The sequence below is a fragment of the Kitasatospora sp. NPDC088134 genome (assembly GCF_044741705.1).
Classification (GTDB): domain Bacteria; phylum Actinomycetota; class Actinomycetes; order Streptomycetales; family Streptomycetaceae; genus Kitasatospora.
In genome coordinates this window covers 479432-496024 of sequence record NZ_JBIUTD010000002.1, presented here as the reverse complement: position 1 = coordinate 496024, position 16593 = coordinate 479432, and the positions used below count along the sequence as shown (strand labels likewise).

Annotated in this window: 8 protein-coding genes; 7 read left to right on the top strand and 1 reads right to left on the bottom strand. The window is 74.1% G+C overall.

The genetic code is table 11. The annotated features are described in order from the left end of the window. Nucleotides 1–79: 79 nt before the first annotated feature. On the top strand, nt 80–1798 hold the full coding sequence (locus ACIOHG_RS05765; protein ID WP_400945684.1) for an ABC transporter transmembrane domain-containing protein: 1719 nt from the start codon (nt 80–82) through the stop codon (nt 1796–1798). 64 nt (nt 1799–1862) lie between these two features. Further along, the gene (locus tag ACIOHG_RS05760; protein WP_400945682.1) at nt 1863–3590 is read left to right on the top strand and encodes an ABC transporter ATP-binding protein; all 1728 of its coding nucleotides are present in this window, start codon (nt 1863–1865) and stop codon (nt 3588–3590) included. A gap of 124 nt (nt 3591–3714) precedes the next feature. Here the strand turns inward: ACIOHG_RS05760 and glgP are convergent, their stop codons facing one another. After that, nucleotides 3715–6390, bottom strand: a complete 2676-nt coding sequence (glgP, locus tag ACIOHG_RS05755) for an alpha-glucan family phosphorylase (RefSeq protein ID WP_400945679.1) — start codon at nt 6388–6390, stop codon at nt 3715–3717. Between the two features lie 1009 nt (nt 6391–7399). Between glgP and ACIOHG_RS05750 the strand changes: the two genes are divergently transcribed. The 5 genes from ACIOHG_RS05750 to ACIOHG_RS05730 all read left to right on the top strand — a co-directional run bounded on the left by ACIOHG_RS05750 (nt 7400) and on the right by ACIOHG_RS05730 (nt 16565). Beyond that, nucleotides 7400–9355 (top strand): alpha-1,4-glucan--maltose-1-phosphate maltosyltransferase, encoded by a 1956-nt coding sequence (locus ACIOHG_RS05750; protein WP_400945785.1) that lies wholly within the window; start codon nt 7400–7402, stop codon nt 9353–9355. Beyond that, nucleotides 9352–11070, top strand: a complete 1719-nt coding sequence (gene treS, locus ACIOHG_RS05745) for a maltose alpha-D-glucosyltransferase (RefSeq protein WP_400945677.1) — start codon at nt 9352–9354, stop codon at nt 11068–11070. Before ACIOHG_RS05750 ends, treS begins: the two co-directional genes overlap by 4 nt. Nucleotides 11071–11342: 272 nt before the next feature. Next, nucleotides 11343–12830, top strand: a complete 1488-nt coding sequence (locus ACIOHG_RS05740) for a maltokinase (protein ID WP_400945675.1) — start codon at nt 11343–11345, stop codon at nt 12828–12830. A gap of 156 nt (nt 12831–12986) precedes the next feature. Next, entirely contained in the window at nt 12987–15524 is a 2538-nt protein-coding gene (gene glgB / locus ACIOHG_RS05735) for a 1,4-alpha-glucan branching protein GlgB (RefSeq protein ID WP_400945672.1), read from the top strand. Between the two features lie 147 nt (nt 15525–15671). Then, nucleotides 15672–16565: an undecaprenyl-diphosphate phosphatase gene (locus ACIOHG_RS05730; RefSeq protein WP_400945669.1), complete on the top strand. Its 894-nt coding sequence runs from the start codon at nt 15672–15674 to the stop codon at nt 16563–16565. Nucleotides 16566–16593 lie beyond the last annotated feature (28 nt).

The window sequence follows — 16593 nt, the reverse complement described above, 5'->3', positions numbered from 1 at the left end:
ATCTTCCTGACCATGTGCCCAAGAGTTCCCCCGGAAACCCCGTCGACCGGCCGGAGAGCGCCCCACTAGTCTTCGCTCCGTGGACGACCCGATCGCCGGCCATCCCGGCACCCCCGACGCTCGCGGCCCGATCCGCTTCCTGTGGTGGCTGGTGCTGAGCCAGCGCCGCCGCTCGCTGGCCGGCACCTTCTACGGCACCGCCTGGATGCTCTGCCTGACGGTGCCGCCCTACCTGCTGTCCCGGGCGATCGACGACGGGCTGCGGGCCGGGCGGCCGGGGACGACGCTGGCCTGGTCCGGCGCGCTGCTCGGCTACGGCGCGGTCAACCTGGTGCTGGCCTGGTGGCGGCACCGCACCATGACGCTGATCCGCAACGACGCCACCTTCCGCACCGTCGCCGTGGTGCTGCGGCACAGCGTCCGGCTCGGCGCCGCGCTGCCCCGGCAGGTCTCCGCGGGCGAGCTGGTCACCATCGGGATGTCCGACGTGGTGCGGATCTCGCTCGCCCTGACCTTCATCGGCCCCGGCGTCGGCTCGGTGGTCTGCTACCTGACGGTCGCCGTCATCCTGCTGACCCTCTCCCCGCTGCTCGCCCTGGTCGTCCTGCTCGGCCTGCCCGCCCTCGGCCTGGTGCTGCGCCCGCTGTTCGCCCGCCAGCAGCGCACCGAGAGCGACTTCCGCGCGCAGCAGTCCCGGCTGACCGCCCGCTTCGAGGACCTGGCGGGCGGCCTGCGGGTGCTCAACGGCCTCGGCGGCAAGGACGTCTACGCCGCCCGCTACCGGGCCGACTCCGACCGGCTGCGCGCCGAGGGCTACCGGGTCGGCGGCACCGCCAGCTGGATCCAGGCCCTGGGCACCGGCCTGCCGGTGCTGCTGCTCGCCACCGTCACCTGGCTCGGCGCCCGGCTCACCCTCCAGGGCCAGCTGACGCCCGGTCAGCTCGCCGCAGTGTTCGCCTACGCCGCCGTGCTGGTCGCCCCGATCTACTTCCTGATCGAGAGCGGCCAGGACATCACCCGCGCCGTGGTCTGCGCCCGCCGGGTCACCGACTTCCTCAACCTGCGGCCCGACCCGGACACCGGCACCGCCGAGGCGCCCGCGGCCCCCGCCGCGCTCACCGACCCGGAGTCCGGGGTCCGGCTCGCCCCGGGCGAACTCACCGTGCTGGCCGGGGCCCGTCCCGCCGAGACCGCCGCCGTCGCCGAACGCCTCGCCCGGCTCGCCCCGACAGCCGCCGAGTGGGACGGCGTCCCGCTGGCCGACCTGCCGCTGACCGAGGTGCGGGCCCGGATCGCCCTCGCCGAGAACGAGGCCGCGCTGTTCGCCGGCCCGCTGCGCGACACCGTCGGCGGCCGCACCGGGGCCACCGACCCGGAGCTGCTCGCCGCCCTCGGCTCCGCCGCCGCCCTCGACGTGCTGCACGCCCTGCCCGGTCGGCTGGACGCCCCGATCGCCGCGGGCGGCCGCGACCTCTCCGGCGGCCAGCGCCAGCGGCTGCGGCTGGCCCGCGCGCTGACCGCCGACCCCGAGGTGCTGCTGGCCGTCGAACCCACCTCCGCGGTAGACGCCCACACCGAGGCCGCGATGGCCGACGGCCTGCGCGCCGCCCGGGCGGGCCGCACCACGCTGGTCACCAGCACCTCCCCGGCCCTGCTCGACCGGGCCGACACCGTGCACTACCTGGTCGACGGCAAGGTCGCCGCCACCGGCACCCACCGCGACCTGCTCCGCACCCAGCCCGGCTACCGCGCCCTGGTCTTCCGCGGCCCCGACTCCCCGGCCCAGGACGCCCGTTGAGCACCTCTCCGCACCCCGCTCCCGCGCTCCTGCGCAGCCCCCACTCCCCCACCGAGGACGCCCGTTGAGCACCCTGCCGATCGCCACCGCCCGCCAGGTCCGGCGGGCCGCCGTCGCCCTGGTCCGCGCCGACGGCCGGGCCTTCGCCGTCGTCCTGCTGCTCAACGGCGCGGCCGCGCTGCTCGGCCTGGCCGGGCCCTGGCTGCTCGGCCGGATCATCGACCTGGTCACCCGGGGCACCACCACCGGCGAGATCGACCGGCTCGGCCTGCTGCTGCTCGGCTGCGCCGCCGCCCAGATCCTGATCAACCGTCAGGCCCGCTACCTGGCACACAAGTTCGGCGAGCGGGCCGCCGCCCGGGTCCGCGAGCAGCTGCTCGACCGGGTCCTCGCGCTGCCCGCCGCCACCGCCGAACGGGCCGGCACCGGCGACCTGACCGCCCGCGGCACCGTCGACGCCACCGCCGTCGGCGAGACCCTCCGGGACGCCGCCCCCGAACTCCTGATCGCCTGCGCCCAGGCCCTGTTCATCCTGGTCGCGCTGCTCACCCTCAGCCCGCTGCTGGGGAGTTGCGCGCTGCTCGGCGTGCTGATGATCAGCCTCGGCGCCCGCTGGTACCTGCGCCGCGCCCCCGCCGCCTACCTCGCCGACCGCGCCGCCAACGCCGACCTCGCCGAGACCCTCTCCGCGACCGCCGCCGGCGCCCGCACCGTGGACGCCCTCGGCCTCCAGGAGCAGCGCCTCGCCGCCGGCCGGGACGCCCTGGCCGCAGCCCGCCGCACCCGGCTGGGCACCCTCCGCCTCCGGCTGCGCTTCTTCGCGGTGATCAACGCCGCCTACACGGTGCCGCTGGTGCTGGTCCTGCCGCTCGGCGCCGTCCTGGTCGGCAACGGCACCATCACCCTGGGCGCGGCCGTCTCCGCGGCGCTCTACCTGCGCCGCCTGGAGGACCCGCTGGACACCGTGGTCGTCCTGCTCGAATCCGTCCAGAGCAGCAGCGCCGCATACGCCCGGGTCGAGGGCCTGGCCGCCCCCGCCGAGGAGCGGCCCGCCGCGGCCGCGGTGCCCGCCGACGACCGCATCCGGGTCACCGGCGTCCACTACGCCTACCCGGACGGCCCCGACGTCCTGCACGGCCTCGACCTCGACCTGACACCGGGCGAACGCCTCGCCGTGGTCGGCCCCTCCGGCTCCGGCAAGACCACCCTCGGCCGCCTGCTGGCCGGCATCGACCGCCCCCGCGCGGGCAGCGTCACGGTCGGCGGCGTCCCGATCGCCGAACTCTCCCCGGACCGGCTGCGCCGCCAGGTCGTCCTGGTCACCCAGGAGCACCACGTCTTCCTCGGCACCCTCCGCGACAACCTGCGGATCGCCGCCCCGGACGCCGACGACAGCGCCCTCACCGCAGCACTCGACTCGGTCGGCTGGCAGCACGACCTGCCCGACGGCCTGGACACCGAACTCGGCCCCGCCGCGACCCGCCTGGACGGTGCCCGGGCCCAGCAACTCGCCCTCGCCCGCGTCATCCTGGCCGACCCGCACACCCTGATCCTGGACGAGGCCACTGCCCTCCTCGACCCCACCGCGGCCCGCACCACCGAACGCGCCCTCGCCGCCACCCTCACCGGCCGCACCGTCATCGCCATCGCCCACCGGCTCCACACCGCCCACGACGCCGACCGCGTGGCCGTCCTCACCCAGGGCCGCCTCACCGACCTCGGCCCCCACGAAGCCCTGCTCGCCGCGGACGGCCCGTACGCCAGGCTCTGGCACACCTGGCGCACGGAGTAGCCCCGCCCGGAGGCCCCATCAGGGGCCCGGGGAACGGCGGCGCCGAGTGGCTGGTGACCGACAGGCCGCTGGGCGCCACCCCGTTTCGGGCCGAAGGCCCTCGGCGAAAGCCCGGCGCATGCCGCTAGCGCAGCACCCCCGAGTCGATCCCGCCCGGCTCCACCGGTACGGCCACCAGGCCGAGTTCGGCGATCGAGGCGAGTCGCGGGTGGGACGGCAGGACGCGGACGGTGTAGCCGAAGGGCCCGGTGCGGGCGAGTTCGAGGTGGCCCTCGTAGCGGACCCGGCCGTCGAGGTCGGGGCCGCCCGCGGCGGGCTTGAGGGCGAGCGTCGTCGCCTCGGAGATCCGGTCGCTCTCGTCGACCCGCCCGGAGACCACCTGCACCTCGACGTCCTCGGGGCGGAGCCGCCCCAGCGCGACCTGGACCCGGAGGGCCAGTGTCGTGCCGAGTTCCTGCGCCTCGCCCGTCCCGTCGGCCTCGACGTGCTCGACCCGGACGGCCGGCCAGCCCTCGCGGACGGTCGCCTTCCAGCCCGCCAGGGCCTTCGCCGCCGCGTACCCGCCGTCGTCGCCGGCCAGCCGCCGCCGGGCGTCCGCCGCGGGGGCGTACAGCCGCTCGACGTACTCGCGGACCATCCGCCCGGCCAGCACCTTCGGGCCGAGGGTGACCAGGGTGTGCCGGACCATCGAGATCCAGCGGTGCGGGAGGCCGTCCTCGCCGCGGTCGTAGAACCGGGCCGCGACCTGGTGCTCGATCAGGTCGTAGAGCGCGGCGGCCTCGATGTCGTCGCGGTGTTCGGCCTCGGGGCTGTCCGGGTCGAGGACGCCCTCGCCGGTGCCGCCGTCGGCGGTGGGGATGGCCCAGCCGTTCTGGCCGTCGTACCACTCGTCCCACCAGCCGTCCAGGATGGACAGGTTGAGGCACCCGTTCAGGGCGGCCTTCATGCCGGAGGTGCCGCAGGCCTCCAGCGGGCGGAGCGGGTTGTTCAGCCAGACGTCGCAGCCGGGGTAGAGCGTCTTGGCCATCGCCATGTCGTAGTCCGGCAGGAAGACGATCCGGTGCCGCACCGCGGGGTCGTCCGCGAAGGCGACGAGTTGCTGGATCAGCCGCTTGCCGCCGTCGTCGGCGGGGTGCGCCTTGCCGGCGACCACGATCTGCACCGGCCGCTCGGGGTGCAGCAGCAGCGAGCGCAGCCGCGCGGGGTCACGCAGCATCAGCGTCAGGCGCTTGTACGAGGGGACCCGGCGGGCGAAGCCGATGGTGAGCACGTCGGGGTCGAGGACGGCGCCGGTCCAGCCGAGTTCGGCCTCGCCCGCGCCGCGCTGCCGCCAGGAGGCGCGGAGCCGGCCGCGGGCCTCGTCGACGAGTTGGGCGCGCAGGGCGCGGCGCAGTTCCCAGACCTCGGCGTTGCCGATCCGCTCCAGGCCGGTCCACTGGGCGGCGGTGCCGACCGCCATCGCGGCCTCGGCGCGCTCCTGGCCGATCTCGGTGGCGCCGAGCCGGACGACGGCGGGGTCGATCCAGGTGGGGGCGTGCACGCCGTTGGTGATCGAGGTGATCGGGACCTCGGGGGCGTCGAAGCCCGGCCACAGGCCGCGGAACATCTCCCGGCTGACGGCGCCGTGCAGGGTGGAGACGCCGTTGGCGCGCTGGGCGAGCCGCAGGCCCATCGCGGCCATGTTGAAGAGCGTGGGGTCGCCGTCGGGCCAGCTCTCGGCGCCGAGCGCGAGGGCCTGCTCGACGGGGACGCCGGGGAGGGCCGCGTCGCCGCCGAAGTGCCGGGCCACCAAGTCCCGGTCGAAGCGGTCGATGCCGGCCGGGACGGGCGTGTGGGTGGTGAAGATGGTGCCGGCCCGGACCGCCTCCAGGGCGTCGGCGAAGCCCAGTCCGGGGTGGGCGGTGGTGAGTTCGGAGATCCGTTCCAGGCCGAGGAAGCCGGCGTGGCCCTCGTTGGTGTGGAACACCTCGGGCTCGGGGTGGCCGGTGAGCCGGCAGTACGTCCGGACGGCGCGGACGCCGCCGATGCCCAGCAGTATTTCCTGCAGCAGCCGGTGCTCGCTGCCGCCGCCGTAGAGGCGGTCGGTGACGTCGCGTTCGGCGGGGCTGTTGGCCTCGATGTCGGAGTCGAGCAGCAGCAGCGGGACCCGGCCGACCTGGGCGCGCCAGACCTGGGCGGCCAGGGTGCGGCCGCCGGGGAGGGCGAGGTCGATCCGGCAGGGGGTGCCGTCGGCCTCGCGGAGCAGGGTGACGGCGAGCGCGTCGGGGTCGAGCAGGGGGTAGCGCTCCTGCTGCCAGCCGTCCCGGTCGAGGGACTGCCGGAAGTAGCCGTGGCGGTAGAAGAGTCCGACGCCGATGATCGGGACGCCGAGGTCGGAGGCGGCCTTGAGGTGGTCGCCGGCCAGGATGCCGAGGCCGCCGGAGTACTGCGGGAGCGCGGCGGCGATGCCGTACTCGGGGGAAAAGTAGGCGACGGCGGCGGGCAGCGGGTCGGTGGCGTCGGCGGCGTTCTGGTACCAGCGCGGTCCGGTCAGGTAGTCGCGCAGTTCGTCGGTCAGGTCGCCGAGGCGGCGCAGGAAGCGCCGGTCGCCGGCCAGCGCGGCGAGTTTGGTGGCGGGGACCTCGCCGAGCAGTCGGACCGGGTCCTCTCCGACGGCGGCCCAGACCTCGGGGTCGACGGAGCGGAACAGCTCCCTCGTCTCGGGGTGCCAGGACCAGCGGAGGTTCAGCGCGAGCTCGTGCAGAGGCTGCAGTTGTTCGGGCAGGACGGTGCGGACGGTGAACCTGCGGATTGCCTTCACGGCATGGAGCGTAGACCCGGACGGGCGCCTGAGGGGGCGTCAACTCCCGCGCGCCGCACCCGTTCGGAGCAGTGTTGAGATCGTTCCGGGCGCGCGGTGGCACGATGGGGCGCACAGGGGGCGCAAGCCGGGATCGGACGCGCCGTCAGGTGTGAATTTCTGGGGACAGCGGTGTTTCCGGTGTCTGTTTCAACGTTGCATACCGGCTGAAACCACGCGCCTACCCGCGCGTAGCCCTTGCCGGTGGTGCGAGGATGCAACAAGGTCGTGGTTGCTGCGGTACGCGATCGGGTGGTCGCTCTCCGCTGCCTTCGACCGGTTCATGCCCTGTTCGACACACCCTCTTCCCTCCTTCGCCCGTTCGGCCCCAGTTGCCGGGGCTCCGCGTGTCCTTGTTCCCGGCCCGGTCGTTTGCCGGTGGATTGGGTCACGCGGGGGCGTGCACCGAGGCGACGCACGCCGGGACACGTGCGTTCCGCTCGGCACGCCGCCGCACGGCCGGGTCCGGCGGGGGTGGGCCGGGTGCGTCGGCACGGCAGGACCCGGTCGCGCGTCCGTCCTCACCCAGTAGTCCTTCCCGGCCCTCCCCGCCGCGCCGCTGCCGCGGGAGGCCGCCGATCTCGGGCAGGAGCTTGGCATGCACGGCGACACACGGGACCAGTCCACGGTGCCGACGGACGACGCAGCCGACACACCGTCGGCCGGGGAACCCCCGGTACCGTCCCCGCGCGCCGGGGCGGCGCGCCGGAGAGCGGCCGAACCGGCCGCGAAGCGCACCGCGGGCACCCCGCGCAAGACGGCCGCGAAACGGACCACCACCGTCAGATCCGTTGCGGCCGAAGGCAGTTCGAGCCCGAACGGGCCGACCGCCGGAGCCGCCGCCCCCGCCGAAGCCGCCGCCACCCCCGCCGCGAAGCCCGCGCGCAAGGCCGCGAAGAAGTCCCCCGCCAGTCCCGCCCGTACGGCCGGTCCCACCCGTACCGCCCGCAAGACGACAGAGAGCGACACCGTGATCGGCCGCATCCCCGTGCTTGACGTCTCCCCGCTCGTCGACGCCGGTCGGCGTCCGGCCAAGGCCGTGGAGGGGGAGCGCTTCCTGGTCTCCGCCACGGTGTTCCGGGAGGGCCACGACGCGGTCGGCGCCAACGTGGTGCTCCGCGACCCGCGCGGCCGCAGCGGCCCGTGGACGCCGATGCGCGAGCTGTCCGAGGGCAGCGACCGCTGGGGCGCGTACGTCACGCCGACCGCGCCGGGCCGCTGGTCGTACCTGGTGGAGGCGTGGTCGGACCCGGTGGCGACCTGGCGGAAGCACGCCGCGGTGAAGCTGCCGGCCGGGATCGACACCGCGCTGGTGCTGGAGGAGGGCGCGCAACTGCTGGAACGCGCGGCCGGCGGGGTGCCGAAGAAGGACGGCCGGTCGGTGGTGCTGGCGGCGGTGGACGCGCTGCGCGACCCGGGGCTGCCGCCGCTGAGCCGCTACGCGGCGGCGCTGGACCCGGAGGTGACGGCGCTGCTGGCCCGGTACCCGCTGCGCGAACTGCTCTCGGCCACCCGCCCGCAGCCGCTCCAGGTGGACCGCAAGCGGGCGCTGTTCGGCTCCTGGTACGAGTTCTTCCCGCGCTCGGAGGGCGCGGTGGTGGACCCGTCGGGCGTCGAGCCGCCGGTCTCCGGCACCTTCCGGACGGCGGCCGAGCGGCTGCCCGCGGTGGCGGCGATGGGCTTCGACGTGGTGTACCTGCCGCCGATCCACCCGATCGGCCGGGCCCACCGCAAGGGCCCGGACAACGCGCTGACGGCCGGTCCGCGGGACGTCGGCTCGCCGTGGGCGATCGGCTCGCCGGAGGGCGGGCACGACGCCGTCCACCCGGACCTCGGCACCCTGGAGGACTTCGACCACTTCGTGGCCGAGGCCGGGGCGCTGGGCCTGGAGGTGGCGCTGGACTTCGCGCTGCAGTGCTCGCCGGACCACCCGTGGGTGCAGAAGCACCCGGAGTGGTTCAGCCACCGCGCGGACGGCACCATCGCGTACGCCGAGAACCCGCCGAAGAAGTACCAGGACATCTACCCGGTCAACTTCGACCAGGACTTCGACGGGATCGTCCGCGAGACGCTGCGGGTGCTGCGGTTCTGGATGGCCCGCGGGGTGCGGATCTTCCGGGTCGACAACCCGCACACCAAGCCGGTGAACTTCTGGGAGAAGGTGCTGGCGGACATCGCCCGCACCGACCCGGACGTGCTGTTCCTGGCGGAGGCGTTCACCCGCCCGGCGATGATGCACACCCTGGGCAAGGTCGGCTTCCACCAGTCCTACACGTACTTCACCTGGCGGGACACCAAGCCGGAGCTGACCGAGTACCTGACCGAGCTGACCGGCGAGGCCGCCGCGTACATGCGGCCGAACTTCTTCGCCAACACCCCGGACATCCTGCCGGAGTACCTGCAGCACGGCGGCCCGGCCGCGTTCGCGGTGCGGGCGGTGCTGGCGGCGGCGCTGTCGCCGACGTACGGGGTGTACGCGGGCTTCGAACTGTTCGAGAACGAGCCGGCGAAGCCCGGCTCGGAGGAGTACCTGCACTCGGAGAAGTACGAGCTGCGGCCGCGCGACTGGTCCCGGCAGGACACCCTGGCGCCGCTGCTGACGGCGCTGAACCGGCTGCGCCGCCGGCACCCGGCCCTGCAGCAACTGCGCGACCTGCGCTTCCACCCCGTCGACAACGACCGGATCATCGCGTTCTCCAAGACCGCCGTCACCGAGGACGGCCTGGAGGACCGGGTGATCTGCGTGGTCAACCTGGACCCGCACCACGTCCAGGAGGCCACGGTGACGCTCGACGCGCCGGGGCCGCTGACGGTGCACGACGAGCTGACCGGCGCCACCTACGCCTGGGGCCGTCACAACTACGTCCGGCTCGATCCCTCTTCCGGGCCGGCCCACCTCCTCACGGTTCGGAGGAACCCGCAGTGACAGTCAACGAGCCCGTCCCCGACACCTTCGCCGACACCCCCGCCCGGGACCGCGACCCGGAGTGGTTCAAACGCGCGGTCTTCTACGAGGTCCTGGTCCGCTCGTTCCAGGACAGCAACGGCGACGGCGTCGGAGACCTCAAGGGGCTCACCTCCCGGCTCGACTACCTCCAGTGGCTGGGGGTGGACTGCCTCTGGCTGCCCCCGTTCATGAACTCCCCGCTCCGGGACGGTGGTTACGACGTCTCGGACTACCAGTCGGTGCTCCCCGAGTTCGGCAACCTGGCCGACTTCGTGGAGTTCGTGGACGCGGCGCACCTGCGCGGCATGCGGGTGATCATCGACTTCGTGGTGAACCACACCAGCGACCAGCACCCGTGGTTCCATGCCTCCCGGAGCGACCCGGACGGCCCGTACGGCGACTTCTACATGTGGGCCGACGACGACAAGCAGTACCCGGACGCCCGGATCATCTTCGTCGACACCGAGTCCTCGAACTGGACCTTCGACCCGGTCCGCAAGCAGTACTACTGGCACCGGTTCTTCAGCCACCAGCCGGACCTGAACTACGACAACCCGCAGGTGCAGGAGGAGGTGCTGGCGGCGCTGAAGTTCTGGCTGGACCTCGGCATCGACGGCTTCCGCCTCGACGCGGTGCCGTACCTGTACGCCCGCGAGGGCACCAACTGCGAGAACCTGCCGGAGACCCACGAGTTCCTGCGGCGGGTCCGCAAGGAGATCGACGCCAACTACCCGGACACCGTGCTGCTGGCCGAGGCCAACCAGTGGCCGGAGGACGTGGTCGACTACTTCGGCGACTTCGCCGCCGGCGGCGACGAGTGCCACATGGCGTTCCACTTCCCGGTGATGCCGCGGATCTTCATGGCGGTCCGCCGGGAGTCCCGCTACCCGGTCTCGGAGATCCTGGCGAAGACCCCGGCGATCCCGTCCGGCTGCCAGTGGGGCATCTTCCTGCGCAACCACGACGAGCTGACCCTGGAGATGGTCACCGACGAGGAGCGCGACTACATGTACGCGGAGTACGCGAAGGACCCGCGGATGCGGGCCAACGTGGGCATCCGCCGCCGGCTCTCGCCGCTGCTGGAGAACGACCGCAACCAGGTCGAGCTGTTCACCGCACTGCTGCTCTCGCTGCCGGGCTCCCCGGTGCTGTACTACGGCGACGAGATCGGCATGGGCGACAACATCTGGCTGGGCGACCGGGACGGCGTCCGCACCCCGATGCAGTGGACGCCGGACCGCAACGCGGGTTTCTCCTCGGCGGACCCGGGCAGGCTCAGTCTGCCGCCCATCATGGACCCGGTGTACGGCTTTCAGGTGACCAACGTCGAGGCGCAGCAGAGCAGTTCGAGTTCGCTGCTGCACTGGACGCGTCGCATGATCGAGATCCGTAAGCTCAACCCCGCGTTCGGCCTCGGCAGCTACACCGAGCTGCCCTCCAGCAATCCCGCGGTGCTGGCCTTCGTCCGCGAGTACGAGGGCGACCTGGTCATGTGCGTGAACAACTTCTCGCGGTTCGCGCAGCCGACCGAACTGGACCTGCGGCAGTACGGGGGGCGGTACCCGGTCGAGCTGATCGGCGGCGTGCGCTTCCCCACCATCGGCGAGTGGCCGTACCTGCTGACGCTGGCCGGTCACGGGTTCTACTGGTTCCAGCTGCGCCAGGCCCGGACGGACCCGTCCGGTTCGCGGTAGCGGCGGGAGCCTCCGCAGCACGTCAACGAAGTAACGATCCCTCGTCAGGCCCCGAACGGGACGTCACCCTCCGGGGGTGCGCGGGTGTTCCGCGCACCCCCGGGGGTCTTCGCACCACCGCGTACGGAGAACAGCCCAACGGCCACCCACACGAAGGCGTGACACCGAGCCGCGGCTCGCGTGCCGTCGCCGCCGCGCCGCCGAAATCCGGAAGACTGAAGGGCCCGGCCACGATCCGTCGGGCAGTCGCCCGCTTCCGGGGAAAGGGAGTCATGTCCGAACCCTCCCGTTCTCGAGCCCACCTGCACCGCGAGCCGTCCGACGCCCCCGGGCCGGTCGGGACGCGGGCGCCGGGGGCGCGGAGAACCGCCGCGGGAGTCAGCGAGCTGGTCCAGGCGGCGCTGCCGCTGATCGCCGAATGGCTTCCCACCCAGCGCTGGTACGCCGGCAAGGGCCGGCCGATCGCCGCCCTCACCCCGGTGGTCGGCACCCCGCTCCAGGTCGGCGACCCGGCGCTGCTGCACCTGCTGCTGCGGGTGGAGCACGGCGGCGCGGCCCCCGGGCCGGACGACGTCTACCAGCTGCTGCTGGGCATCCGCTCGGAGCGGCCGGCCCCGGTCGGCCCGGCGGCGGTGCTGGGCCGGCTGGAGGGCGGCACCTACGGCGGGGCGGTGCTGTACGACGCGGTGCACGACCCGGAGCTGACGGGTCGGCTGCTGGAGCACCTGGCCACCGGCGACCGGTTCGGCCCGCTGTCCTTCCGGCGCACTCCCGGCCCGGGCCTGCCGGGCAACCTGCCGGGGCGGGCGTCCACCGCCGAGCAGTCCAACTCCTCGGTGATCTACGACACTTCGTTCATCCTGAAGCTGTTCCGCCGGATCAGTCCGGGCACCAACCCGGACCTCGAACTCTCGCTGGCGCTGTCCCGGGCCGGCTCGACCCGCATCCCCCGGGTCGCCGCCTGGTTCGAGTGCCGGCTGGAGCGCTCCGAGCCCGCCACCCTGGGGCTGCTGCAGCGCTACCTGGCGGACGCCGAGGACGGCTGGGAGCTGGCCCTCGACCAGGTCGCCCGGCTGAAGGGCGACCCGTCGCCCGGCAACTTCGCCATCGAGGCGCACCGGCTCGGCCGGGCCACCGCCGAGGTGCACCGGGTGCTGGCCCGCACCATGCCGACCGCCCGGCTGGACCGGGCCCGGATCGGCGAGCTGGCGGCCGCGATGGCCGACCGGCTGGACTCCGCGGTCAGCGCGGTGCCCGGCCTGCTGCGCTACCGCTCCGCGCTGCGCGGCGCCTTCCGGCAGCTGACCGAGGCCGACCTGGACGGGCTGCTGGTCCAGCGCATCCACGGCGACCTGCACCTGGGCCAGGCGATGCGCACCCCGCAGGGCTGGGTGCTGCTGGACTTCGAGGGCGAGCCCGCGAAGCCGCTGGCCGAGCGCCGCCTGCCGCAGCCCGCGCTGCGGGACGTCGCCGCGATGCTCCGCTCCTTCGACTACGCGGCGGCGCACCTGCTGGCGGGCGCGCCCGAGCAGGACCCGGAGCTGGCCCACCTGGCCTCGGCCTGGGCGGCCCGCAACCGGGCCGCGTACTGCGCCGGCTACACCGCGGGCGGCGGCGTCGACCCGGCGGGGACGCCGGAGCTGATGCGCGCCCTGGAGATCGACAAGGCCGTGTACGAGGTGGTCTACGAGGCCCGGCACCGGCCGGGCTGGCTGCCGATCCCGCTGGCCGCGATCAACCGCCTGGCCGACTCCGTCTGACCTCCGCCCGGCCGCCCACGGGGGCGGCCGGGCGGCCCGCGCTCCCGCCCCCGAACTCCCGTTCCCGCAACGCCGTTTCCCTCACCTCCCCGCCGTTCGCTCCCCGCCGTTCCTGCCTCCCCCGGGCAGGACGCCCCGTTCCAGGAGGACTCCGCCGTGACTCCGCTCGGTCCGCTCGACCCGTCCGCCGACCGCCAACCGGCCGTCCCGGCCACGTTCCGGGGCGGGCCGCGCACCGAGGGGGCCGCCGGGCGGGCGCCCGCCCGGGCCGCCAAGGCGCCGGCGGCCAAGACCACGACCGGCAAGGCCCCGACCGCCAAGACCCCGGCCGGCCAGACCGCGAGCGCCAAGACCCCGGCCGCGAAGGCTCCGGCCGCCAAGGCCCTCGCCGGGGCCCCGGCCGGCCGGACGGCCGTGCGCGGCACCGCCCGGGGCGCGGCCGCCCGGCACCCGGAGCCGGCCCGCACGGCACGGCCCGCCGACCCGTCCGCCGCCGCGCTGCGGCTGCCGGAGGCGCCGCTGCCGCCCGCCGAGGTGGAGCGGCTGGTCTCCGGCGCGCACCACGACCCGCACGCCCTGCTGGGTGCGCACGCGCTGCCGGAGGGCACCGCGATCCGGGTGCTGCGCCCGTTCGCGGAACGGGTGGTGGTGGAGACCGAGCTCGGCCCGGCGGAGCTGACGCACCAGCAGGACGGCCTGTTCACCGGCCTGCTGACGGGGCACGGGTTCCCGCGCTACACGCTGCGGGTGACGTACCCGGGCGCCGAGCCGCTGCTCCAGGAGGACGGCTACCGCTTCGCCCCGACGCTGGGCGAGCTGGACCTGCACCTGATCCGCGAGGGCCGGCACGAGCAGCTCTGGCGGGCGCTCGGCTCGCACGTGCGCACCGTGGACGGCGTCGCGGGCACGGCGTTCGCGGTGTGGGCGCCGAACGCGGTCGGGGTCCGGGTGATCGGCTCCTTCAACCACTGGGACGGCACCGCGCAGCCGATGCGCTCGCTGGGCTCCTCGGGCGTATGGGAGGTGTTCCTGCCGGGCGTCGGCGAGGGCGAGCGCTACAAGTACCAGATCCTCACCCGGGGCGGGGAGCGACTGGAGAAGGCCGACCCGCTGGCCCGGGCCACCCAGTGCCCGCCGGAGACCGCCTCGGTGGTGACGGTCTCCCGCTACGAGTGGCAGGACGCCGACTGGATGGCGCGCCGGGCGAAGGTGGTCCAGCACCGCGCCCCGATGTCCGTCTACGAGCTCCATCTCGCGTCCTGGCGGCCGGAGTTGACCTCCTACCGGGAGATCGCCGAGGTGCTGCCCGGCTACCTGGCCGAACTCGGCTTCACGCACGTCGAGTTCATGCCGGTGATGGAGCACCCGTTCGGCGGCTCCTGGGGCTACCAGGTGTCCGGCTTCTACGCCCCGACGGCCCGGCTCGGCACCCCCGACGACTTCCGCTTCCTGGTCGACACCCTGCACCGGCACGGCATCGGCGTGCTGGTCGACTGGGTCCCGGCGCACTTCCCGAAGGACGGCTTCGCGCTGGCCCGCTTCGACGGCGAGCCGCTGTACGAGCCGGCCGACCCGCTGCGCGCCGAGCACCCGGACTGGGGCACCCTGGAGTTCGACTACGGCCGCACCGAGGTCCGCAACTTCCTGGTCGCCAACGCGGTGTACTGGTGCGAGGAGTTCCACGTCGACGGCCTGCGGGTGGACGCGGTGGCCTCGATGCTCTACCTCGACTACTCCCGCGAGGGCGGCGCCTGGACGCCCAACCAGTACGGCGGCCGGGAGAACCTGGACGCGGCGGCCTTCCTGCAGGAGATGAACGCCACCGTGTACCGGCGCTGCCCGGGCGTGCTGACGGTGGCCGAGGAGTCCACCGCCTGGGACGGCGTGACCCGGCCGACCGACTCCGGCGGCCTGGGCTTCGGCATGAAGTGGAACATGGGCTGGATGCACGACTCGCTGGTCTACATGTCCAAGGAGCCGGTGCACCGCAAGTACCACCACAACGAGATGACCTTCTCGATGGTGTACGCCTTCTCCGAGAACTACGTGCTGCCGATCTCGCACGACGAGGTGGTGCACGGCAAGGGCGCGTTGGTCGCCAAGATGCCCGGCGACTGGTGGCAGCAGCGCGCGAACCAGCGCGCCTACCTGGGCTTCATGTGGGCCCACCCGGGCAAGCAACTGCTGTTCATGGGGCAGGAGTTCGCCCAGGGTGCGGAGTGGGACCACGAGCGCGGCCCGCAGTGGTGGGTGCTCGACGAGGGCTGGCCCGCGCACGCCGACCACCGGGGCGTGCAGCGCCTGGTCGGCGACCTCAACCGGGTCTACCGGGACTCCCCCGCGCTGTACGAGCAGGACACCGTCCCGGCCGGCTTCCAGTGGCTGGACGGCGGCGCGGCCGAGGACAATGTGCTCTCCTTCGTCCGGTACGCGGCCGACGGCAGCCCGCTGGTGGCGGTCTGCCACTTCTCCCCCGTGGTCCGGCCCGGCTTCCGGGTCGGCCTGCCCCGGCTGGAGGGCGGCGAGCAGGTCTGGGAGGAGGTGCTCAACACCGACGCCGAGCAGTACGGCGGCAGCGGGGTGGCCAACTCCGGCCCGGTGAAGTCCGAGGGCACCGGCTGGAACGGGCAGCCGCGCTCGGCCGAACTGGTCCTCCCGCCGCTGGCCACCGTCTGGCTCCGCCCGGCCCGCTGACCGGCCCGCGGATCGGCCCGCAGATCGGCCCGCGGATCGGCCCGCTGAACATCGGGTGAAGGATCGGCACCCGGCATCGCACTCGTCTACAGCGCTGTAGTAGGTTCGCGCTCGCCCGCAGCCCGCCCAGCCGCCGAGAAGAGTGCGATGCCGCCGTCCCTGACCTACCCCGAGTCCATCGGCATCGGCCTGCTCCAGGGCGTCACCGAGCTGTTCCCGGTCTCCAGCCTCGGGCACTCGATCCTGATACCCGCGCTGATCGGCGGGCAGACCCAGCACGACCTGGACGTCACCGCCGACGGCTCCCCCTACCTGGCCGTCCTGGTCGGCCTGCACCTGGCCACCGCGCTCGCCCTGGTCGTGCACTTCCGCCGCGACTGGGTCCGGATCATCGGCGGCCTGTTCTCCTCGGTCGCCCGGCGCGAGATCAGCACCCCCGAGCAGAAGCTCGCCTGGCTGCTCGTCGTCTCCACCATCCCGGTCGGCCTCGCCGGACTCGCCCTGGACCACCTGCTCCGCGACGCCCTCGGCAAGCCCACCCCCGCCGCGCTCTTCCTCACCCTCAACGGCCTGGTCCTCTACGGTGCCGAACGCCTGAAGCGCGGCGGCACCGGCCGCCGCCGGGCCACCGAGGACCCCGCCGCCGACTCCGACCAGCGCCTGGCCCGCCTCACCTTCCGCCAGGGCGCCTGGATCGGCTCCGCCCAGATCCTCGCCCTGCTCCCCGGCATCTCCCGCTCCGGCACCACCATGAGCGCCGGCATCCTCCGCGGCCTCCACCACGAGGACGCCGCCCGCTTCTCCTTCCTCCTCGCCACCCCCGTCATCCTCGCCGCCTCCGCCCTCAAGCTCCCCGAACTCCTCTCCCCCGCCAACGCCCCCGTCCGCGGCCCCCTCCTCGCCGGCTCCCTCGCCGCCTTCGCCGCCGGCTGGCTCTCCGTCCGCTTCCTCACCAAGTACTTCGAGACCCGCAGCCTCACCCCCTTCGCCGTCTACTGCACCCTCGCCGGCCTCGCCTGCCTGACCTACCTCAACACCTGACCCCCGGACGCCCGGAACCCCCTGACAC